The 20,244-nt window shown below is 72.2% G+C and carries 20 protein-coding genes and 1 riboswitch; of the genes, 15 read left to right on the forward strand and 5 right to left on the reverse strand.

All coding sequences use genetic code 11. The features are described 5' to 3' along the window. Positions 1-205: 205 nt before the first annotated feature. From ACFVS9_RS33470 to ACFVS9_RS33505, 8 genes are all read left to right on the forward strand, one after another. Complete coding sequence (locus ACFVS9_RS33470; protein ID WP_389938657.1) at positions 206-1,066, forward strand: DUF881 domain-containing protein; 861 nt, start codon at positions 206-208, stop codon at positions 1,064-1,066. Beyond that, positions 1,063-1,395: a small basic family protein gene (locus ACFVS9_RS33475; RefSeq protein ID WP_003970459.1), complete on the forward strand. Its 333-nt coding sequence runs from the start codon at positions 1,063-1,065 to the stop codon at positions 1,393-1,395. The genes ACFVS9_RS33470 and ACFVS9_RS33475 overlap by 4 nt, the downstream gene beginning before the upstream one ends. A gap of 80 nt (positions 1,396-1,475) precedes the next feature. Continuing rightward, positions 1,476-2,246, forward strand: coding sequence for a DUF881 domain-containing protein (locus tag ACFVS9_RS33480; RefSeq protein WP_383118031.1), 771 nt, complete (start codon positions 1,476-1,478; stop codon positions 2,244-2,246). A gap of 61 nt (positions 2,247-2,307) precedes the next feature. Further along, positions 2,308-3,213, forward strand: a complete 906-nt coding sequence (locus ACFVS9_RS33485; protein ID WP_389938682.1) for an FHA domain-containing protein — start codon at positions 2,308-2,310, stop codon at positions 3,211-3,213. Positions 3,214-3,255: 42 nt separating this feature from the next. Then, a complete protein-coding gene (locus ACFVS9_RS33490; RefSeq protein ID WP_383118026.1) occupies positions 3,256-3,999 on the forward strand; it encodes a MerR family transcriptional regulator in 744 nt (247 codons plus the stop codon). Between the two features lie 53 nt (positions 4,000-4,052). Further along, positions 4,053-4,526, forward strand: a complete 474-nt coding sequence (locus tag ACFVS9_RS33495) for a bifunctional nuclease family protein (protein ID WP_006123076.1) — start codon at positions 4,053-4,055, stop codon at positions 4,524-4,526. Positions 4,527-4,695: 169 nt separating this feature from the next. After that, a complete protein-coding gene (locus ACFVS9_RS33500) occupies positions 4,696-5,313 on the forward strand; it encodes a MerR family transcriptional regulator (protein WP_383118025.1) in 618 nt (205 codons plus the stop codon). Between the two features lie 75 nt (positions 5,314-5,388). Beyond that, positions 5,389-6,843 (forward strand): DNA polymerase IV, encoded by a 1,455-nt coding sequence (locus ACFVS9_RS33505; RefSeq protein WP_389938660.1) that lies wholly within the window; start codon positions 5,389-5,391, stop codon positions 6,841-6,843. On the opposite strand, the gene ACFVS9_RS33510 is transcribed toward ACFVS9_RS33505, so the two are convergent. Then, on the reverse strand, positions 6,765-7,136 hold the full coding sequence (locus ACFVS9_RS33510) for a PRC-barrel domain-containing protein (RefSeq protein ID WP_383118023.1): 372 nt from the start codon (positions 7,134-7,136) through the stop codon (positions 6,765-6,767). The two genes, ACFVS9_RS33505 and ACFVS9_RS33510, sit on opposite strands and share 79 nt — an antisense overlap. Positions 7,137-7,268: 132 nt before the next feature. Then, positions 7,269-7,364, forward strand: a riboswitch (glycine riboswitch). Between the two features lie 193 nt (positions 7,365-7,557). On the opposite strand from ACFVS9_RS33510, the gene gcvP reads away from it, so the two are divergent. Next, positions 7,558-10,443, forward strand: coding sequence for an aminomethyl-transferring glycine dehydrogenase (gcvP, locus tag ACFVS9_RS33515; RefSeq protein ID WP_383118022.1), 2,886 nt, complete (start codon positions 7,558-7,560; stop codon positions 10,441-10,443). 66 nt (positions 10,444-10,509) lie between these two features. Here gcvP and ACFVS9_RS33520 read toward each other — a convergent pair whose 3' ends face one another. After that, the gene (locus ACFVS9_RS33520) at positions 10,510-10,716 is read right to left on the reverse strand and encodes a DUF5999 family protein (RefSeq protein WP_383118021.1); all 207 of its coding nucleotides are present in this window, start codon (positions 10,714-10,716) and stop codon (positions 10,510-10,512) included. Positions 10,717-11,003: 287 nt separating this feature from the next. Continuing rightward, positions 11,004-11,618, reverse strand: coding sequence for a hypothetical protein (locus tag ACFVS9_RS33525; protein WP_383118020.1), 615 nt, complete (start codon positions 11,616-11,618; stop codon positions 11,004-11,006). Between the two features lie 490 nt (positions 11,619-12,108). On the opposite strand from ACFVS9_RS33525, the gene ACFVS9_RS33530 reads away from it, so the two are divergent. Together ACFVS9_RS33530 and ACFVS9_RS33535 are read left to right on the forward strand one after the other, a co-directional pair. Beyond that, complete coding sequence (locus ACFVS9_RS33530; RefSeq protein ID WP_389938665.1) at positions 12,109-13,614, forward strand: glutamate-cysteine ligase family protein; 1,506 nt, start codon at positions 12,109-12,111, stop codon at positions 13,612-13,614. A 95-nt stretch (positions 13,615-13,709) separates the two neighbouring features. Beyond that, entirely contained in the window at positions 13,710-14,489 is a 780-nt protein-coding gene (locus ACFVS9_RS33535; protein ID WP_389938668.1) for a CPBP family intramembrane glutamic endopeptidase, read from the forward strand. Between the two features lie 58 nt (positions 14,490-14,547). On the opposite strand, the gene ACFVS9_RS33540 is transcribed toward ACFVS9_RS33535, so the two are convergent. Further along, complete coding sequence (locus ACFVS9_RS33540) at positions 14,548-15,369, reverse strand: PhzF family phenazine biosynthesis protein (protein WP_389938670.1); 822 nt, start codon at positions 15,367-15,369, stop codon at positions 14,548-14,550. 134 nt (positions 15,370-15,503) lie between these two features. Further along, positions 15,504-16,163 (reverse strand): class I SAM-dependent methyltransferase, encoded by a 660-nt coding sequence (locus tag ACFVS9_RS33545; RefSeq protein ID WP_383118016.1) that lies wholly within the window; start codon positions 16,161-16,163, stop codon positions 15,504-15,506. 232 nt (positions 16,164-16,395) lie between these two features. Here ACFVS9_RS33545 and ACFVS9_RS33550 point away from each other — a divergent pair, with 232 nt between their 5' ends. The 4 genes from ACFVS9_RS33550 (at position 16,396) to ACFVS9_RS33565 (ending at position 19,940) form a co-directional block, all read left to right on the forward strand. Continuing rightward, entirely contained in the window at positions 16,396-17,007 is a 612-nt protein-coding gene (locus ACFVS9_RS33550) for a PadR family transcriptional regulator (protein WP_389938673.1), read from the forward strand. A 185-nt stretch (positions 17,008-17,192) separates the two neighbouring features. Beyond that, entirely contained in the window at positions 17,193-17,729 is a 537-nt protein-coding gene (locus ACFVS9_RS33555; RefSeq protein WP_389938676.1) for a Clp protease N-terminal domain-containing protein, read from the forward strand. 73 nt (positions 17,730-17,802) lie between these two features. Further along, positions 17,803-18,828, forward strand: coding sequence for a DMT family transporter (locus ACFVS9_RS33560; protein WP_383118013.1), 1,026 nt, complete (start codon positions 17,803-17,805; stop codon positions 18,826-18,828). Positions 18,829-18,983: 155 nt separating this feature from the next. Further along, complete coding sequence (locus tag ACFVS9_RS33565; protein WP_389938679.1) at positions 18,984-19,940, forward strand: DMT family transporter; 957 nt, start codon at positions 18,984-18,986, stop codon at positions 19,938-19,940. The last annotated feature ends 304 nt before the right edge of the window (positions 19,941-20,244 follow it).

A 20,244-nucleotide genomic window follows, 5' to 3' on the forward strand; every position in this document is an offset into this window, starting at 1 on the left:
TGCGCCGCCGGGGGGGGGCGGGGGGGCCGCCGCCGCCGGCTCCCCGCGCCCCCCCCCCGGGCCGCCGCCGGCCCCGCCGCCCCCCCCCCCCCCCGACGGTGGGGCCATTCGGCGGTAGCGGGCACGACGTGCGACGATGTGCGGCATGTCGCAGCCGCCCCCCGATCGGAGTAGCGCCCCGCCGCGTCCTCGCCCCGACGCGTCCATGTCGCTGCTGACGACGGTGATGGAACACAGCCTCGACGAGGGGTACGCCGAGGCTTCGGCGCGCCGCAGGTCCGAGGGCGGCGAGGGGCTGCCCCGCACGCTGAAGGCCAAGCTCGGCCTCGCGGCGGGGCTGGTGCTGGCCGCCCTCGTGGTGACGCTCGGTGCGGCCGAGGCGCAGGTCGCGGCGCCGGTCGTGGCCAAGGAGCGCGAGGAGCTCATCGACCGTGTGAACGCCGAGACCTCCACCGCGGACACCCTCGAGGCCGACGTCGAGGAACTGCGCAAGGACGTCGGTGAACGGCAGCGCAAGGCCCTCGAACAGCACGGCGGGGACCAGGGCGGACTGGTGGCGCTCCTGTCCGGAGCCACGGCCGTCGAAGGCCCCGGGATCAAGCTGGTCGTGGACGACGCCGAGGACACCGACCAGGGCGGTGGCGGACCCCGTGAATCGACCGGCTTCGCCGACACCGGGCGGGTACGCGACCGGGACATGCAGCGCGTGGTCAACGGGCTGTGGCAGTCCGGCGCCGAGGCGGTCGCCATCAACGGTCAGCGGCTGACCGCCCTGTCCGCGATCCGTGCGGCGGGCGACGCCATACTGGTCGACAACAGGCCGCTCGTACCGCCGTACACGGTGCTCGCGGTGGGGGACGGGAAGAAGCTCGTCGGGGCCTTCAAGGACAGCGCGGACGGCCAGTACCTCCAGGCACTGCACGACAGCTTCGACATCCGCACCAGCATCTCCGACCAGAGCCAGGTGCGTCTTCCGGCCGCGCCCAGCCTGATCGTACGCACAGCAGAGCCGCAGACCGCAGACAAGGGCAGTGGTGCGGCAGACACAGGGAAGGCAACATCGTGATCGCCGTACTGGGCCTCGTCGTGGGAGTCGTGGTCGGACTGTTGGTCCGGCCCGAAGTTCCGGCGGTGGTCGAGCCCTACCTGCCGATCGCCGTGGTGGCCGCGCTCGACGCCGTCTTCGGCGGTCTGCGGGCCATGCTCGACGGGATCTTCGTGGACAAGGTCTTCGTGGTGTCCTTCCTCTCGAACGTCGTGGTGGCCGCGCTGATCGTCTTCCTCGGCGACAAGCTGGGCGTCGGAGCCCAGCTGTCCACCGGTGTCGTGGTCGTGCTCGGCATCCGCATCTTCTCCAACGCCGCGGCCATCCGCCGGCACGTCTTCCGGGCGTGAGGCCGATGAACGACGGACGGATTCCCAACGGCGGACCCGACCACGGCCACGGGCGGCCCGGCGGCGCGCTGCCGCCCGAGATGCCCGCGCCCCCGCCCGCCGCGCCGGAGCGGGAGGCGCGGTCCGGTGAGATCACGGGCCGTCAGAGGCTGCGCGCGGGGCTCTGGCCGCCCAGGGTGAGCAGGGCCCAACTGATCGTCGCGCTCCTGCTGTTCGTCCTCGGCCTGGGGCTGGCGATCCAGGTGCGGTCGAACAGCGACAACAGCGCCCTTCGGGGAGCCCGGCAGGAGGACCTGGTCCGTATCCTCGACGAGCTCGACAACCGCACCCAGCGCCTCGAGGACGAGAAGCAGCGCCTCGACGACCAGCGCACGGAGCTGGAGAACAGCTCGGACCAGGCGGAGGAGGCCCGCAAGCAGACGCTCGAGAAGGAGCGGCAGCTCGGTATCCTGGCCGGCACGGTCGCGGCGCACGGCCCGGGCATCACGCTGACCATCGATGATCCGACCGGCGCCGTGGAGGCGGACATGCTCCTCGACACCATCCAGGAGCTGCGTGCGGCGGGAGCCGAGGCGATCGAGATCAACGGTGTGCGTGTGGTGGCCAATACATACTTCTCCGGTGACGGGGGAGAGTTGAAAGTCGACGGCAGGAAGGTCCAGGCTCCCTACGGGTTCAAGGTCATCGGCAAGCCGCAGGACCTGGAGCCGGCGCTGAACATCCCCGGCGGGGTGGTCCAGACGCTGGAGAAGGAGCAGGCCACCGCGGAGGTGACCCGCGCCGACGACATCGTCGTGGACGCCTTGCGGTCGGCGAAGCAGCCTGATTACGCTCGGTCGTCGTCCCGGTGAAGCGGCGGTGCGAGGTGCTCGGAGGACACCGACAGCAGGTTGCGGGGGGTCGCCGCAACGGATCGGTGACGTGTGGTGGAAACTGTCGAGTGGATACGGACGTTGTGAGGATGTCCGGGTCGGCAGGTGTGTTCGTTCAGGGTTCGTCCTGCCCCACGGGCGGGTCTATTTCGGTCAAGGGGAAACGCCCGTGAAGTTGTTTGCGAAGTTGTTCGGAAAGAGCGCCCGCGAGGACAGCAACAGCGCTGCCCGCCATCGCGCTCCGCGTCAGGGCGCCGAGGAGCAGGGCTCGGAGCGCCCTCTCTTCCGCGACGAGGTCCCCGGCGGCGCCGGTGGGTCCGGCGCGCCGTCTGTTGACCACGGAGGTGCAGGGCGCATAGGTTTCGGTGAATCATCGACCTCGGGCGGATCGTTCGCCCCCGGTGCGGAGGGTTCGGCCATGCCGGTCTGTACGAGGTGCGGGCATCGGAATGCCGAGGCCAGCCGTTTCTGCTCCAACTGCGGCGCGCCGCTCAGGGGCGGAATTCCCGAGCGCGCCTCGGAGACGACCTCGACCATCTCGATCTCCGGTATCGAGGCGTACGAGGCCGAGGCGACGGGCCAGACCTCCCTTCCCTCGCTCTCCCCGGAGGCCCAGGCGGCGGTCGACGCACTGCCGGCGGGTTCCGCGCTCCTGGTGGTCCGCCGCGGCCCGAACTCCGGAAGCCGCTTCCTGCTGGACGGCGACCTGACGACGGCCGGCCGTCACCCGCAGAGCGACATCTTCCTCGACGACGTGACCGTGTCGCGGCGTCATGTGGAGTTCCACCGGAATCCGGACGGTAGTTTCACCGTGGGCGACGTCGGCAGCCTCAACGGCACCTACGTCAACCGCGAGCGCATCGATTCCGTCGCGCTGACCAACGGCGACGAAGTCCAGATCGGGAAGTACCGGCTGGTCTTCTACGCGAGCCAGCGGGGCGTGTGACCCTCCCCCGGACTCCGTCCGGGGGGACCCCCAGGAAGGTCCATGCTGCGAACACCGACAGGCGGTGCCGGTCACGGCACCGCCTCCGCGGGCGAGCGGGCGATGAGCATCGGCACGGTGCTCCTTCAGCTGCGCGACGAGTTTCCCGAAGTCACCATCTCCAAGATCCGCTTCCTCGAGGCGGAGGGGCTCATCGAGCCCCAGCGGACGCCGTCGGGCTACCGGAAGTTCCGGCCCGCCGACGTGGAGCGGCTGGCTCAGGTGCTGCGCATGCAGCGGGACCACTACCTGCCGCTCAAGGTCATCCGTGAGCACCTGGAGGCGCTGGCCCGTGGGGAGAGCCCGGCGCTGCCGTCCGGCGGCGCCCAGGGCGATCCTGGCGACGCCCTGCGGGGCCAGGACCCCGGGCGGCCCACCGCCGCCCGCATCGGGCGCTCCGAGCTCCTGGCCGCCACCGGCGCCACCGAGGAGCAGCTCGGCGAGTGGGAGTCGTACGGCCTGATCGTGCCCGCCCCCGGCGGAAGCTACGACGCGGAGGCCGTGACCGTGGCGCGGCTGGTGACGGACCTGGGCAGATTCGGCCTGGAACCCCGGCACCTCCGGGCCGTCAAGGCGGCCGCGGAGCGGGAGGCCGGACTGGTCGAGCAGGTCGTGGCACCACTGCGCCGGCACAGGAACCCGCAGACCAGAGCGCATGCGGAGGCCACCGCGAAAGAGCTGGCGGAGCTCTCCGTCCGGCTGCACGCCGCGCTCGTCCAGAGCGCTCTCAAGGTCACGTTCCACTGAGGGCGGAGGAGCCCGACTATCCAAACATGGCGGGCACGTCCTAGGGTTGCTGTGTGAACGAGCTCGACGTTGTGGGTGTCCGGGTGGAAATGCCCTCCAACCAACCGATCGTGCTCCTGCGTGAAGTGGGAGGCGACCGGTACCTCCCTATCTGGATCGGCCCTGGGGAAGCGACCGCGATCGCCTTCGCCCAGCAGGGCATGGCTCCGGCCAGGCCGCTGACCCATGATCTCTTCAAGGACGTGCTCGAGGCCGTCGGCCAGGAGCTCACCGAGGTCCGCATCACGGACCTCCGCGAAGGGGTCTTCTACGCGGAGCTGGTCTTCGCCAGCGGGGTGGAGGTGAGCGCGCGGCCGTCCGACGCCATAGCGCTCGCCCTGCGCACCGGCACGCCGATCTACGGCAGTGACGGGGTGCTGGACGACGCCGGCATCGCCATCCCGGACGAGCAGGAGGACGAGGTGGAGAAGTTCCGCGAGTTCCTCGACCAGATCTCGCCGGAGGACTTCGGTACCAACAGCCAGTGACCGTCCCGCGGAGGCCGGTGTCAGCGCATCCGACAAGCCGTTCCCGGAAACCAGTCACGGGAAACCACCCTCAGGGTGATTATCACTCGGCGTGCCGAGTGTGGCGATCGTTGACGCACCCCGGGTGACTGCCTACCTTCGAGGTGGCAGGTCAAGGACGGAGGTCGGCGTGAGAAGCAGCGGCGACGGTACGGCTGCGGGTGGGCCGTACCGGCAGCACGGCAGTGCGGCCGACCACTCCATCAGACAGCCGGTTCAGCCGGCGGTGGTGGCAGCGGACGGTGTGGCAGTGGCAGGGGATATCGGCTACCGGGGTCCGACAGCGTGTGCGGCGGCGGGGATCACCTACCGGCAGCTCGACTACTGGGCGCGTACGGGGCTCGTGGAGCCGAGCGTGCGGCCCGCCTACGGGTCGGGGACACAGCGGCTCTACAGTTTCCGGGACGTGGTCCTCCTCAAGATCGTCAAGCGGTTCCTGGACACGGGGGTCGCGCTGCAGAACATCCGCACGACCGTCCAGCACCTCAGGGCCCGGGGATTCACGGATCTCGAGCGGATGACCCTGATGAGCGACGGAGCGACGGTCTACGAGTGCTCCTCGCCGGACGAGGTCGTGAACCTCCTCCAGGGCGGCCAGGGGGTCTTCGGGATCGCCGTGGGCGTCGTCTGGCGGGATGTGGACGCGGCGCTGTCCCAGCTCCACGGGGAGCGCGTCGACACGGGGGAGACCCTGATCGGCCACAACCCCGCGGACGAACTGGCGCGGCGGCGCAACCGGGCGGGCTGACCCCGCGGGGAGCGACGGCGCGGCGCGGGTGGTGGGCGGGGCGGTTGTCAGTGGCGTAGGGCACCATCGGTCCATGTGAGAGCCTCGCCCACCATCCTCCATCTGGACATGGACGCCTTCTACGCCTCCGCGGAGCAGGCGGCGAAGCCCAGTCTGCGCGGCAAGCCGGTGGTGGTGGGCGGTCTGGGGATGCGGGGCGTGGTCGCCACCGCGTCCTACGAGGCCCGGCGCCTCGGTGTGCACTCCGCGATGCCGATGGCGCAGGCGCGACGGCTCGCGCCCAACGCGGCGTACCTGGTCCCGCGTTTCGCGCTCTACCGGACGGTGAGCGACCAGGTGATGGAACTCCTCGGGCGGCTGTCGCCGCTGGTCGAGCCGCTCAGCCTGGACGAGGCGTTCGTCGATCTGGAGGCCGGTGGGGTCGCCGGCGACTCGGCTTCCGCGCGTACGGTCGGTGAACAGCTGCGCGGCGTGATCCGGGGCGTCACCGGACTCAGCGGCTCCGTCGGACTGGCCGGCTCCAAGATGCTGGCCAAGATCGCCTCCGAGGAGGCGAAACCCGACGGACTGCTGCTGATCGAGCCCGGCACCGAGCGGGAGCTCCTGGCCCCCATGTCCGTGCGCATCCTCCCGGGGGTGGGTCCGGCCACCGGCGACCACCTCCGCCGGGCCGGCATGACCCTCGTCAGCCACCTGGCGGAGGCGGGTGAGGACGAGCTCGTGCGGCTGCTGGGCCGGGCGCACGGCGTCGCCCTCCACCGCATGGCCCGGGGCCACGACGACCGCCCGGTGGTCGCCGAGAGGGACGCCAAGTCCGTCTCGGTCGAGGACACCTTCGACGTGGACCTGCACGACCGCGTACGGGTCAGGACCGAGGTGGAGCGGCTCGCGGCCCGGTGCGTGCAGCGGCTGCGCGGTGCGGGCCGGTCCGGGCGCACCGTCGTCCTGAAGGTGCGCCGGTACGACTTCTCGACGCTCACCAGGTCCGAGACCCTGCGGGGTCCCACCGACGACCCCACGGTCGTCAGGGAGGCCGCAGCGCGGCTCCTGGAGGCCGTGGACACGACCGGTGGGGTGCGGCTGCTCGGGGTCGGCGTCACGGGGCTGGCGGACTTCACGCAGGAGGACCTGTTCGCCCAGGCCGCCGACGCCGGGCACGCGGCCGGGGAGCCGGAGGTCCCGGAGGCCCCGGACGAGGCGGGCGGCACCGCCGGCCGGGCGGGGGAACCGCCGGAGGACGGGGAGCCGCAGGCGTCCCGTCGCTGGCAGGCCGGACAGGACGTCGAGCACGACGTCCACGGTCCGGGCTGGGTACAGGGCAGCGGTGTCGGCCGTGTCACCGTGCGCTTCGAGCAGCCGTGGACGCGGCCGGGCCGGGTGCGCACCTTCCGCATCGACGATCCGGAGCTGCGGCCCGCCGGCCCTCTTCCCCTGGTGAGGGACCCGGAGGACTACTCCTCCTGGCCCGCGAGCCTTCCGAAGTCCCTGTCGGGACCCGGTTCGGCGGAGGGGGCCGAGTCCAGCCCGTAGTGGCGGTAGAGCTGTAGCTCCTGCTCGGGGGAGAGGTGGCGGCCCACCCCGAAGTCGGGCGCGTCCTTGATCAGGGTGCGGTCGAAGGGGATGCGCAGAGCGCCGTCGACGAACTCACTCGGCTCCAGCGGGACGAACGCGTCCCGGGTGAAGAGGCCGGTGCGTACGGCGGCCCACTCGGGCACCCCGGTGGCGTCGTCGAGGTAGACCTCGTCCACCGTTCCGATCTTGGCACCTTGACGGTCGAAGGCCTTGCGGCCGATCAGGCTGCGCGGATCGATGTCGGTCTGCACGGTGCCTCCCACTGGTCACGACGGCATCAGGTGGTCGCGGCTGCTCCACAGCACTACGAAAGGCCACATCCGGGCCGTCGGCCACTCGAGACGGCCCGCGCCGGCCCCGCTGGTAGGCTGGAACACGGCTGCTGACCCTGTGCGGGAGAGTCCTCCGGAGCGATCCGGCGGCGCCGAAGGAGCAACTCCTCCCCGGAATCTCTCAGGCCCCCGTACCGCACGGACGAGGTCACTCTGGAAAGCAGGACGGGATCCGCACGGCACCAGCCGCCGCGGGCACCGCCCTCACCGACGGTGAAAACCGGTACGCCGCGGCGGGTACCGGTGAAGCTCTCAGGTCGAGATGACAGAGGGGGAGGCCGTTCGGGCAGCCACGCCGTGGCGCCCCTCGCAGGTCGTGGCAGACCAGGAGGCCTCCATCATGACCCCCCGTCGCACTCCGCTCTCCCAGCTGGAGCAGGGCATTCCCTTCGAGCAGCGCCACATCGGGCCCGATGCCGGGGCCCAGGCGAAGATGCTCGCCCAGGTCGGCTACGGCTCCCTCGACGAGCTCACCGCGGCCGCTGTGCCCGACGTCATCAGGAGTGCCGAGGCGCTGAACCTCCCCGAGGCCCGCACCGAGGCCGAGGTCCTGGCGGAGCTCCGCAGCCTCGCCGACCGCAACCAGGTGCTCGCACCGATGATCGGGCTGGGCTACCACGGCACGTTCACCCCGCCGGTGATCCTGCGCAACGTCATGGAGAACCCCGCCTGGTACACGGCCTACACGCCGTACCAGCCGGAGATCTCCCAGGGACGGCTCGAGGCCCTCCTGAACTTCCAGACGATGGTCGCCGACCTCACCGGCCTGCCGACCTCGGGGGCCTCGCTCCTCGACGAGGGCACGGCCGCGGCCGAGGCCATGGCACTGGCGCGACGGGTCGGAAAGGTGAAGGGCGGCGTCTTCCTCGTCGACGCCGACACGCTGCCGCAGACCATCGCCGTGATCGAGACCCGCGCCGAGCCGACCGGCGTGGAGGTCGTCGTCGCCGACCTCACCGAGGGGATCCCGGCGGACATCGCGGAGCGGGGCGTCTTCGGCGTGCTGCTCCAGTACCCGGGCGCCTCCGGTGCCGTACGCGACATCCAGCCCGTCATCGCGCAGGCGCACGACCTGGGCGCCATCGTGTCCGTCGCCGCGGACCTGCTGGCCCTGACCCTGCTCACCTCGCCCGGCGAGCTGGGCGCCGACATCGCCGTGGGCACGACGCAGCGCTTCGGCGTCCCGATGGGCTTCGGCGGACCGCACGCCGGCTTCATGGCCGTACGCGAGAAGTTCGCCCGCAGCCTGCCCGGCCGCCTCGTCGGCGTCTCCGTCGACGCGGACGGCGACCGGGCCTACCGCCTGGCCCTCCAGACCCGCGAGCAGCACATCCGCCGCGAGAAGGCCACCAGCAACATCTGTACCGCGCAGGTGCTGCTCGCCGTCATGGCCGGCATGTACGCCGTCTACCACGGGCCCGAGGGGCTGCGGACGATCGCGCGGCGCACCCACCGCTTCGCCGTCGTCCTGGCCGAGGGGCTGCGGGCCGCCGGGGCCGAGGTCGTGCACGAGGCGTACTTCGACACCCTCACCGTCCGGGTGCCGGGCAGGGCCGCCGACGTCGTCGGCGACGCGCGGGAGCGCGGCGTGAACCTCCGCCTGGTCGACGCCGACCACGTCTCCATCGCCTGCGACGAGACCACCACCCGTACCCGGATCGCCGCCGTCTGGGCGGCCTTCGGCGCCGGCGGCGACATCGAGGCCCTGGACGCGGAGACCGACGACGCGCTGCCCGCGGGCCTGCTGCGCACCGACGAGGTCCTGACCCACCCCGTCTTCCACCAGCACCGCTCCGAGACGGCGATGCTGCGCTACCTGCGCAGGCTCGCCGACCGCGACTACGCGCTGGACCGCGGCATGATCCCGCTGGGCTCCTGCACGATGAAGCTCAACGCGACCGCCGAGATGGAGTCGATCACCTGGCCCGAGTTCGGCGCGCTGCACCCCTTCGCGCCCGCCGAGCAGGCGCAGGGCTTCCTCACCCTCATCCGTGAGCTGGAGGAGCGCCTGGCGGAGGTCACCGGCTACGACGCCGTCTCCATCCAGCCCAACGCGGGCTCCCAGGGCGAGTTCGCCGGCCTGCTGGCCGTCCGCGCGTACCACCGTGCCAACGGGGACCACGGGCGCACCGTCTGCCTGATCCCGTCGTCCGCGCACGGCACCAACGCGGCGAGCGCCGTGATGGCGGGCATGAAGGTCGTCGTGGTGAAGACCGCCGACGACGGCGAGGTCGACATAGAGGACCTCCGGGCCAAGATCGAGAAGCACCGGGACGAGCTCGCCGTCCTCATGATCACCTACCCCTCCACGCACGGCGTCTTCGAGGAGCACGTCGCCGACATCTGCGGCGAGGTGCACGACGCGGGCGGCCAGGTGTACGTGGACGGCGCCAACCTCAACGCGCTGGTCGGGCTCGCCAAGCCGGGCCACTTCGGCGGCGACGTCTCCCACCTGAACCTGCACAAGACCTTCTGCATCCCGCACGGCGGCGGCGGCCCCGGCGTCGGTCCGGTCGGGGTGCGCGCCCACCTGGCGCCGTACCTCCCCAACCACCCGCTCCAGCCCGCGGCGGGCCCGGAGACCGGCGTCGGTCCGATCTCGGCCGCCCCGTGGGGCTCGGCGGGCATCCTGCCGATCTCATGGGCCTACGTACGCCTCATGGGGGGCGAGGGGCTCAAGCGGGCGACGCAGGTCGCCGTACTCGCGGCCAACTACATCGCCAAGCGCCTCGAACCGCACTTCCCGGTCCTGTACAACGGCCCGGCCGGTCTCGTCGCGCACGAGTGCATCGTCGACCTGCGGCCGATCTCCAAGGCGACCGGCGTCAGCATCGACGACATCGCCAAGCGGCTCATCGACTACGGCTTCCACTCGCCGACCATGTCGTTCCCGGTGGCCGGGACGCTGATGATCGAGCCCACGGAGAGCGAGGACCTCGCCGAGCTCGACCGTTTCTGCGACACGATGATCGCCATCCGCGGCGAGATCGACAAGGTCGCCTCCGGTGCGTGGAGCGCGGACGACAACCCGCTGCGCAACGCCCCGCACACGGCTGCCGCGCTCGGCGGGGAGTGGGACCACGCCTACACCCGCGAGGAGGCGGTCTTCCCGTCCGGCGTCACGCCCTCGGACAAGTACTGGCCGCCGGTGCGCCGGATCGACGGCGCGTTCGGTGACCGCAACCTGGTCTGCTCGTGCCCCCCGCTGGACGCGTACGACCAGTAGGGGAGCGGACACGCGTCGGGGCCGGTGCGGAGTGCTCTCCGGCCGGCCCCCGTGTTCGGCCCCGGGTCAGGCGGCCTTCATCACCCGGCCGCCCTTCAGCGGACGGTGGGGCGCGATGATCTGCCCGTCGGGCAGCAGCTCGCCGGTGTCCTCGAAGAGCAGGACGCCGTTGCACAGCAGGCTCCAGCCCTGTTCCGGGTGGTGAGCCATCAGACGTGCGGCTTCACGGTCGTTGGATTCAGCGGTCGGGCAGGGTGGCTGGTGCTGGCACATGGATGGGTTCTTTCGCTGCGTCGATTCGAGTGTCCTGCGGCTGGACGAGGTGTTCATGGCCGCCCCCGTATCAAGTCGGTCGGGTCCAGTGTTGCCCTACGGGCGTCTCTCCGCAGGGATTTCGCGGCAGCTGCTGTTCTCCTCCCATGACGCGTCACCCGGCCGGACGGTTCAATCCAACTGGACTGTCCGTTCGGATGGTTCGGGGTGACCTGTCCGGACTAGTCCGGACGGGTACGCGTACGCCCCCGCCGAGCTTCTCGGCGGGGGCGCGTGGTGCGGGCGGGTCAGGCGGGAGACCCGAGGAGGCCGGGGAGTTCCGGCAGGTCCGGAAGGGACGGCGGGGTGACCCGCAGCGTCATGACCGGGAGCAGGTCCGCGACCCGGTGCGGACGGTAGGCGGTGATCCCCGGAGGCGCGGGTGCCAGGGGCACCAGCACGTCGGTCGGCGCGAGCGCCCCGGCACCCGCGTCGGCCTCGACGTCGTGGTGCAGCCACAGCGTGAACATGTACAGCTCGGGTACCGACAGCAGACGCGGCTGGTAGTGCGCCGCCGTCGACTCCGCCTGTCTGACGGCGAGTTCGGTGGAGACGATGTAAGGGCCCTCGAAGAAGTGCGAGAAGGTCCAGCCGTCGGGGGTGAGCATGGTGTCCGCCGCGGCGACGGCGCGCTCGGCGCTGCGGATCAGGAAGCGCCAGCCGGCCAGGCGGGTGCGCGGCGCGGCCTCGTTCGGCACGATCCTGTCCAGTACGTGGACGGGAAGCGGGAGTTCGGGGCTCAGCGGTCCCTGGACGGACCGGAGAGCGGGCGTGTGGGCCTCGCGGACTGCGGTGGGGGAACCGAGTGCCGCGAGAACGCTGCGCAGTGCGGGCGCGGGGGCCGGGGAAACATGCAGCGGCATAGTGGGTCGCCTCTCACTTCGGAGACACGGTGATGCGTGGGCGGGTGCAGACGGCGCTGTCGGCGTGCGGGGCCAGAGGAGGGCCGGTGACGGGCGGACGGGCCGATGCGTCAACTCTCTGCCTCGTCCGCAGAGTTTATACGACAAATGTTCACACGATGTTTCGGCTAGCCGTCCCGGGTATTGCCCGCAAGGCGGATTCGAGCCTTTGAATTGCGTGGTATCTGTGGATTCGGGCCGCTTCCGACCCTCGTCGCCAGGTGTTTTCCCGGCGCGGCGGTAGGCTGAAACTCACCGGTGATTCCACCGTGCACCCCGGCCCGCGAACTGCATATGCCTCATGCCTTCGGAATGTGCCTCCGGCTTCAGTCAACAGACTACTGGGTGTCCGTGGGCCGCGGGGGCGTTACGGATCATCTCGTCGGGGCATTATCGATCGTGATACGAGCGGCCTGTGCCGCGGGCCGCCCACTCGAGGAGGGACCCTTCGATGGGCGAGAAGGTCGTGGCGGGCGCCTTTGCCCCGTCCGATCGGCAGGCGTACCGCGAGAAGCTCACCCAGTGCCTGGCCGGGCTGGAGAGGCTCCTGTCGGAGCGGAGGTTCGACCGTCCCAGGAATCTCATGGGGCTGGAGATCGAGCTGAATCTCGCGGGTACGGACGGCATGCCGAGGATGCGGAATGCGGAGGTGCTCCAGCGCATCGCCAGCCGGGATTTTCAGACGGAACTTGGGATGTTCAACCTGGAAGTAAATATTCTTCCCCACCGGCTGAGCGGCCGGGTTTTCGATCAGCTGGCCGAGGAGCTGCGCACCGGGCTCGCGTATGCCCACCGGAAGGCGGCGGAGGTCGACGCCGGGATCGTGATGATCGGCATCCTGCCGACCCTGGGACGGGACGACCTGGTTTCGGCGAATCTGTCGGACGTCGACCGCTACACACTTCTCAACGATCAAATGGCGGCCGCGCGCGGCGAGGAATTCTCCCTTGATATCGAAGGCGTCGAGCGGCTCGTCTCCACCTCCGCGTCGATCGCTCCCGAATCGGCGTGCACGTCGGTCCAGTTGCACCTCCAGGTGACGCCGGACCGCTTCGCGGACGTCTGGAACGCGGCCCAGGCCATCGCCTCGGTCCAGATCGCCCTGGGGGCCAACTCCCCGTTCCTGTTCGGCAAGGAGCTGTGGCGCGAGTCGAGGCCACCGCTGTTCCAGCAGGCCACGGACGTGCGGCCGCCCGAACTCCGGAACCAGGGCGTGCGGCCCAGGACCTGGTTCGGGGAGCGGTGGATCGGTTCGGCGTACGAGCTGTTCGAGGAGAACGTGCGCTACTACCCGCCCCTGCTGCCCATCCGCGACGACGAGGATCCGCTGAAGGTCCTCGACGCGGGCGGCGTGCCGTCGCTGGCGGAGCTCGTGCTGCACAACGGCACGGTCTACCGGTGGAACCGGCCGGTGTACGGGCTGGCGGACGGGGTCGCCCACCTCAGGGTGGAGAACCGGGTCCTGCCCGCCGGCCCCACGGTCATCGACGTGATCGCCAACGCGGCGTTCTACTACGGGCTGGTGCGCGCGCTCGCCGACGAGTCGCGCCCGGTGTGGTCCAGGCTGTCCTTCGAGGCGGCGGCCGAGAACTTCGACGCCGCCTGCCGCCACGGGATCGACGCCGAGCTGCTCTGGCCGCGCCCCGGCCGCTCCGGCGGCGTGGCGAAGGTGCCCGCCGTCGAGCTCGTGCGCGACGAGCTGCTGCCGCTCGCCGCCGCCGGTCTCGACGCCTGGAACATCGAGCCCTCGGACCGTGACCGCTACCTCGGCGTGATCGAGGAGCGGTGCAGGCTGCGGACGAACGGCGCTTCCTGGCAGGTCGACACCTACCACCGGGCCCTTCAGGCGGGCCTCGAACGGGAGGGCGCGCTGGCGGCCACCACCCGGCGCTACGGCGAGCTGATGCAGGTGGGTGAGCCGGTGCACACCTGGCCGGTCGGATTTCCCGCACCCTGAGGTGGAGTCCGCCCGGTGTCCCGCCCCGCAGGCTCCGTCGGGCAAGCTATGACGACGCATGGCTGACGGCAGCCGTACAGGTGGAGGCGGGGCGCGTGGCTGAATCCATTCTTCACGAGGAGGTGTCCCGGCGGACCCTCCGGGCGGAGACCCTGCTCGTGCTGGCCCTCTCGCTCGGGGCCAGCGGGGTGTCCGCCCTGATCAGCTTCGTCGGGTCACTGACGAAACCGGGCGGCCTGAAGGACCAGGCGGCGACGCTCAACGGGTCGTACGCCCCCGGGCGGCCGTGGCTCGACCTGGCCTGGCAGCTCTTCGGCATCGCCTCGGCCCTGGTGCCGGTCGCGCTGGTGGCCCACCTGCTCCTCCGTGAGGGCGCCGGCCTGCGGACCCTCGGTCTCGACCGCACCCGGCCCTGGCCGGATCTGCGCCGGGGCACCCTGGTCGCGGCCGGGATCGGCAGTGCGGGGCTGGCGTTCTACCTGGTGGCGCGGGCCGCCGGAGCCAACCTGACGGTGGTTCCGGAGTCCCTGCCCGACGTGTGGTGGAAATTCCCCGTACTGATTCTCTCCGCCTTGCAGAACTCCCTGGTGGAGGAGGTCATCGTCGTCGGCTACCTGCTGCGACGGCTGGGGCAGCTGGGCTGGACCCCGATGGCGGCCCTGGTGGCGAGTTCCGTGCTGCGCGGCTCCTACCACCTGTACCAGGGCATCGGCGGCTTCATCGGGAACATGGTCATGGGCGTCGTCTTCGTCCTGCTGTACAGGCGCTGGGGGCGGGTCGGGCCGCTCGTCGTCGCGCACGCCCTGCTCGACATCGGGGCGTTCGTCGGGTACGCGCTGCTGGCCGGGAAGGTGGGCTGGCTGCCCACCCCGTGAGGGTGGGGGGCGGCCGTGTCCGCCCCCCACCACAGCGGCGGGCGGCCGCCCCCGCCGCTCACAGCCCGGTGAGCAGTTCCCCGTCGATCACGGTGACGGCGCCGCCGGTCAGCAGGGTCCGCCCGCCGCGCAGTGAGGTGCGGACCAGGCCCGCGCGGGCGGAGGCCTGGAGGCCGACGAGGTCGTCGCGGCCGAACCGGGCCGACCAGAACGGCGCCAGGGCGGTGTGGGCGCTGCCGGTCACCGGGTCCTCGTCGATGCCGACCGCGGGGAAGAAGCCGCGCGAGACGAAGTCGTATCCGCCCGTGGGGTCCGCGGCCGGCGCCGTGGCGATCACGCCCCGCCGGGAGCAGTCGGCGAGCGCGCGGAAGTCCGGCCGCAGGGCCCGTACGGCCGCCTCGTCGGCCAGCTCCGCCAGCAGGTCACCGACGTGCTCGCCCGTGTCGTGGAGCGAGAGCGGCTCGGCGCCGAGCGCGTCGGCGAGTCCGGGCGGGGCGGCCACCGGTGTCAGCGGCGCGGTGGGGAAGTCCAGTGTCAGGGTGCCGTCGTCGTGGGCGGTGGTGCGCAGGACGCCGGAACGGGTGGCGTGGCGCACCGTGCCGACGGCGGCCCCGGTGGTGTGCAGGACATGGGCGGCGGCGAGCGTCGCGTGGCCGCAGAGATCGACCTCGGCCGCCGGGGTGAACCAGCGCAGCGCGAAGTCGGCCTCACCGCCCGGCGGAAGCGGATGGAGGAACGCCGTCTCCGAGAGGTTGACCTCGGAGGCGATGAGCTGGAGGCGGTCCGCCGCGGGGAACGGCCCGGAGTCCAGGATCACGACTCCTGCGGGGTTGCCGGTGAAGGGGCGGTCGGTGAACGCGTCGACGATGCGGATCTTCATGGAGCCGACCGTAGGGGCCGCCGCCCCGGGCGGTCCAAGGCCAATCGCCGACGCGCGGCTCCCGGGCCGCGCGGCACGCGCGCGGCCCGGCCGGGGCTCGCCGGGCGTCGGGCCCGTGGCGGTGTCGGGCGCCCTCACGGTTCTTCGGGTCTCCGCGCCAGGAAGGTGCCGACCGTCCTCCTCGCCCCTTCGGCGGGCGCCTCCAGCAGGCGCGCCGTGACGGTCAGGCCGGCCTCCCGGAGCAGAGCGGCGATGCGGTCCGGCGGGACCAGATGGGACTCGTAGGAGACCGGATGCCCTCCGTACGCCAGGGTCGGGCGCAGGGTCTCGCCGTCCCCCACGTGTCCGGCCACCATCAGATGACCGCCGGGTGCGAGTGCCCGACGGAACCCCGCGAACACGAGGGGCAGCGACTCCGGTGGAGTGTGGTGGACCGAGTAGTAGGCCAGGACGCCGCCGAGTACGCCGTCCCGGACGGGCAGCGCGGTCATCGACCCCACGGCGAAGTCCACTGCCGGGTACGCCCGGGCGGCCAGCCCGGTCATCCTCGGGGACAGGTCGATGCCCACGACGGAGAGCCCCAGCTCCGCCAGGTACGCCGTGACCTTGCCCGGCCCGCACCCCAGGTCGGCGACCGGGCCGAGCCCCGACGTCCGCACGAGCTCGGCGAACGTGGCCAGCATCGAGCGTGACAACGGGTCCAGCCGCGCAGGGGACGGGACGGCCTCGGCGTAGGCGGCGGCGACGGTGTCGTACGACGCGCGGACCGCGGCGAGATAGGCGGGTTCAGTCATGCGGGCGACCTTAGAGGAGCGCGCCGACAACCCTGCGGGGACCGTGGCCGGCATGTGCGGACCTACCGCGTGGAGGCCGGGGCTGCTCGGGTCCGAGGCATCCCGGGCGTTCGCGACGGTGTCACCGCAGGTCGGGCGGGGCTTGCCAGGCGATAGCTTCCGATATATCGTTGAGGCATCGCGACAGTTCGAAGAAGAGTCGCGTAACCACGATGAAGAAGGGAGCGCAGTCATGCGTTCACATGGAAACGACCACGGACACGACCACGGATGCGGCCCCGGACGACGGGGCGGCAGGGGGGACTTCGAAGGCGGCCGTGCCGCGTTCGGCCCGTTCGGCCCGCCGTTCGGAGGCGGACCCTTCGGCGGCGGCGGCGGGCGCGGCCGGGGCGGCGGCAGGGGGAGGGCCAGGCGCGGTGACGTACGCGCGTCGATCCTCGCGCTGCTCACGGACCGCCCGATGCACGGGTACGAGATGATCCAGGAGATCGGCGAGCGCAGCGGCGGGGCCTGGAAGCCCAGCCCCGGCTCGGTCTACCCGACCCTCCAGCTGCTGGAGGACGAGGGGCTCATCGTCAGCGCCAGTGAGGGCGGCAAGAAGCTGTTCACCCTCACCGACCTGGGCCGGAGCGAGGCCGAGTCCGGCCCCGACGCCCCCTGGGAAGAGGCGGGGCGCGGTGTCGACTGGGAAGGCGTGAACGAGATCCGGCAGGCCGGCTTCGGCCTGATGGAGGCTTTCGGCCAGGTCTGGAAGACCGGCTCGGCCGACCAGCGGCAGAAGGCCCTCACGGTGATCAACGACGCCCGCAAGAAGCTGTACCTGATCCTCGCCGACGAGCACTGAGCCGTGCGGCGCGCACACCGGGAAGGGCCCCCTCGTGGGGCCCTTCTTCCGTCCGGTGTACTGCGGCGACCGTGCGATCTCATCCGCAAGGATGAGGAACCCCGCAGCGACCCCCGCCTTCTGCGGGATGCCGGATGGGCCGCGCCGGGGATGTTTTCGAGCCCGGGGACTGATGGGGTGGAGTTGTGCACATCCGGACATCAGGGATCCCCGAGCAAGCTCCGCCGAACCACCCGTGGGCCGGTGCCGGGCTGAGTTCCGCGATGGCCGCCGTGGTGACCGGCGCCCGCAGACGGGCGGTGCGCGACGGCGACCGCCATGTCGACACCGCACACCTCCTGCACTCCCTCGTCGAGTCCGACCCGGCGGTGCGGGACGCCTTCGACGGCGGGCCGCAACTGGCCAGGGTGCTGGGATACCTCGTCCAGCGCAGCATCGGCTACGGCCTCCGCTGGCAGGGGACGCAGGAGGACTCGGGGGGCTTCCCCGCGGTGCGGGAGCCCGAGGGGGAGGGGTGGTCGCCCTCGGCGTCCGCGGCCATGGACCGTGCCGTCCGCGGCGCGCTGCTGCGCGGGGAGCTCCACGCCGACGGCCTCGACCTGCTGGCGGCGCTGGTCGCCGATCCGCGGTGCCGCGCGGTCGAGGTGCTGGACCGGGCCGGGGTCACCGTCGGGCGGCTGGGTGCCCGTGCCGCCGACCGGATGGCCGTCGGGGACCGGTAGGGGTGATCATGAACACGCGGAGGACAGGTGTGACAGGGGTGACGCTGCTGACGCCTGCTGCCATGATGTGCCGATGCACGCGTCTCAGGGGAGAAGTGCCGGTCTGGGCCTGGCCCTTGCCTCGGCCTTCGCATTCGGCGGTTCAGGGGTCGCGGCCAAGCCGCTGATCGAGGCGGGGCTCGATCCGCTGCACGTGGTGTGGCTCAGGGTCGCCGGTGCCGCCCTCGTCATGCTGCCGGTCGCCTGGCGCCACCGGAACCTGGTGCGGGAGCGCCCCGTACTGCTGGCCGGTTTCGGGCTGTTCGCCGTCGCCGGGGTCCAGGCGTTCTACTTCGCCTCGCTCTCGCGCATCCCGGTCGGTGTCGCCCTGCTCATCGAGTATCTGGCACCCGCGCTCGTCCTCGGCTGGGTGCGTTTCGTGCAGCGGCGGCCCGTCACCCGGGCCGCCGCGGCCGGGGTGGTGCTGGCGGTCGGCGGACTCGCCTGCGTCGTCGAGGTGTGGGCCGGGCTGAGCTTCGACGCCGTCGGACTGCTGCTCGCCCTCGGCGCGGCGTGCTGCCAGGTGGGCTACTTCGTCCTCTCCGACCAGGGCGCCGGCCACGGGGACACGGCGGACGCCGAACCCCCCGACCCGCTGGGCGTCATCGCGTACGGACTGCTCGTCGGCGCGGCCGTACTCACGGTCGTGGCGGGCCCCTGGGCGATGGACTGGGCGGTCCTCGGCGGGAGCGCCGGGATGAACGGGCACGACGTCCCCGCCTGGCTGCTGCTCGGCTGGATCGTGCTGATCGCGACGGTGCTGGCCTACGCCACCGGCGTGGTGTCCGTACGGATGCTCTCACCGCAGGTCGCGGGCGTCGTCGCCTGCCTGGAGGCGGTCGTCGCGACCGTGCTGGCCTGGGTGCTCCTGGGCGAGCACCTCTCCGCCCCGCAGCTCGTCGGCGGCGGGGTGGTGCTGTTCGGCGCCTTCATCGCGCAGTCGTCCGCGCCCAGGCCACCGTCGGCGCCGGTGGCGTCGGGCCCGGGCGCACCGGCCGCGGAGGCGCACGGGGCGGCCGGTACCGGGGGAGAGTTGTCCCGGCCTCCGGCCTCGTCGTAGGGTGCCGATCATGCCGCAGACCGTACTTCCGCCTCCTGCCGCCTAGCGCGAGGCGGCCACTCCGGACGAAGACCGGGCTCGGGTGACACCCCGAGCGGTTCGTCGCTGCCCGCGCGCGGAGCCGAGCGACCACCACCCTTCTTCTGGAGAGTCACGTGTCCCACCCTGTTCCCGGCCTGCCCGTCGGGCGGAGCCTGGTCTATCTCGTCGTCGCCGGTATCGCCTGGGGGACGGCCGGCGCGGCCGCCTCCCTGCTCTTCCGGATCAGCGATCTCGGCCCCCTCGCGCTGTCGTTCTGGCGCTGCGTGGGCGGTCTCGTCCTGCTGGCCGGGGCGCTCGCGCTGCGCCCCCGCCGCCCCCGCACCGCCACCGAGCCGCGGCGCCGGCGTCTCCTGCGCATCCTGGGGACCGGCGTCGGCCTCACCGTGTTCCAGAGTGCGTACTTCGCCGCGGTCGAGGCGACCGGACTGGCTGTCGGGACCGTGGTCACCCTCGGCGCGGGCCCCGTCCTCATCGCGGTCGGGGCCCGGCTGACCATGGGGGAGCGGCTGGGCCGGGGCGGGCTCCTCGCCGTGGCCGGCGCGCTCACCGGCCTCGCCGTGCTGGTGCTCGGCGGCGAACCCGCCGAAGTGCGGCCCGCCGGCCTGGCGCTGGCCGTACTGTCCGCGGCGGGGTACGCGGCGATCACCCTGCTGACCCGGTGGCTCGGCCGGGACGGCGCGGCGGGCGACTCCCTCTCCACCAGCGCCTGGGCGTTCGGTATCGGAGCCGTGGGGCTGCTGCCCATGGCGGCGGCCGAAGGGCTCGTGCCGCACACCGCGCAGACGGGCCACGTGCTCTGGCTGCTCGTGTACGTGGCGGCGGTACCGACCGCACTCGCCTACGCCCTCTACTTCGCGGGCGCGGCGGCGGTCCGCTCGGCGACCGTGTCCGTGATCATGCTGCTGGAGCCGGTGAGCGCCGCGGTCATCGCGGTGACCGTGCTGCGCGAGCGGCTCACCGCGGCCACCGTCGTCGGGACGCTGCTGCTGCTCACCGCCGTGGCGGGGCTGGCCCTCGCCGAGACACGGGACGCCGCGGCCGCCCGCCGCAGGGCGGCGATGGCGGCCTGACCGGCCGGGCCGCCGTGGCGCCGGGGGCCTGCGGCCGGAGTGTTCGGCGGCCGGGGTGTTGGGCCGCCGGGCGACGCGTCACCGGAACGACGGGAGTGCGGTCGCCGGGCCGGCAGGTCGGCGGTCCGGCGGTTGCCGGTTGGCAGTTGCCACTCCCCGGTGGCCGGTGGCCAGTTGCCAGGTGATCCGGCCGTCGGGCGTCGGGCGTGCGGGACGGCGCGTCGGCGGTTGCCGGGTCGGTGGGACGGGGGCCCGTCGGTCTCCGGTTGCCCGTCGCCCGCTGCCCGCCGCAGGGGGCGGGCAG

Source organism: Streptomyces sp. NPDC058008 (assembly GCF_042886395.1).
Lineage (GTDB): Bacteria > Actinomycetota > Actinomycetes > Streptomycetales > Streptomycetaceae > Streptomyces.

What these genes read in the sequence shown, in the direction of transcription:
- ACFVS9_RS33470 (WP_389938657.1), top strand. Translation starts at nt 206, where the DNA reads ATGTCGCTGCTGACGACGGTGATGGAACACAGCCTCGACGAGGGGTAC.
- ACFVS9_RS33480 (WP_383118031.1), top strand. Translation starts at nt 1,476, where the DNA reads ATGCCCGCGCCCCCGCCCGCCGCGCCGGAGCGGGAGGCGCGGTCCGGT.
- ACFVS9_RS33490 (WP_383118026.1), top strand. Translation starts at nt 3,256, where the DNA reads ATGCTGCGAACACCGACAGGCGGTGCCGGTCACGGCACCGCCTCCGCG.
- gcvP (WP_383118022.1), top strand. Translation starts at nt 7,558, where the DNA reads ATGACCCCCCGTCGCACTCCGCTCTCCCAGCTGGAGCAGGGCATTCCC.
- ACFVS9_RS33520 (WP_383118021.1), bottom strand. Translation starts at nt 10,716, where the DNA reads ATGTGCCAGCACCAGCCACCCTGCCCGACCGCTGAATCCAACGACCGT.
- ACFVS9_RS33525 (WP_383118020.1), bottom strand. Translation starts at nt 11,618, where the DNA reads ATGCCGCTGCATGTTTCCCCGGCCCCCGCGCCCGCACTGCGCAGCGTT.
- ACFVS9_RS33530 (WP_389938665.1), top strand. Translation starts at nt 12,109, where the DNA reads ATGGGCGAGAAGGTCGTGGCGGGCGCCTTTGCCCCGTCCGATCGGCAG.
- ACFVS9_RS33540 (WP_389938670.1), bottom strand. Translation starts at nt 15,369, where the DNA reads ATGAAGATCCGCATCGTCGACGCGTTCACCGACCGCCCCTTCACCGGC.
- ACFVS9_RS33545 (WP_383118016.1), bottom strand. Translation starts at nt 16,163, where the DNA reads ATGACTGAACCCGCCTATCTCGCCGCGGTCCGCGCGTCGTACGACACC.
- ACFVS9_RS33550 (WP_389938673.1), top strand. Translation starts at nt 16,396, where the DNA reads ATGCGTTCACATGGAAACGACCACGGACACGACCACGGATGCGGCCCC.
- ACFVS9_RS33560 (WP_383118013.1), top strand. Translation starts at nt 17,803, where the DNA reads ATGCACGCGTCTCAGGGGAGAAGTGCCGGTCTGGGCCTGGCCCTTGCC.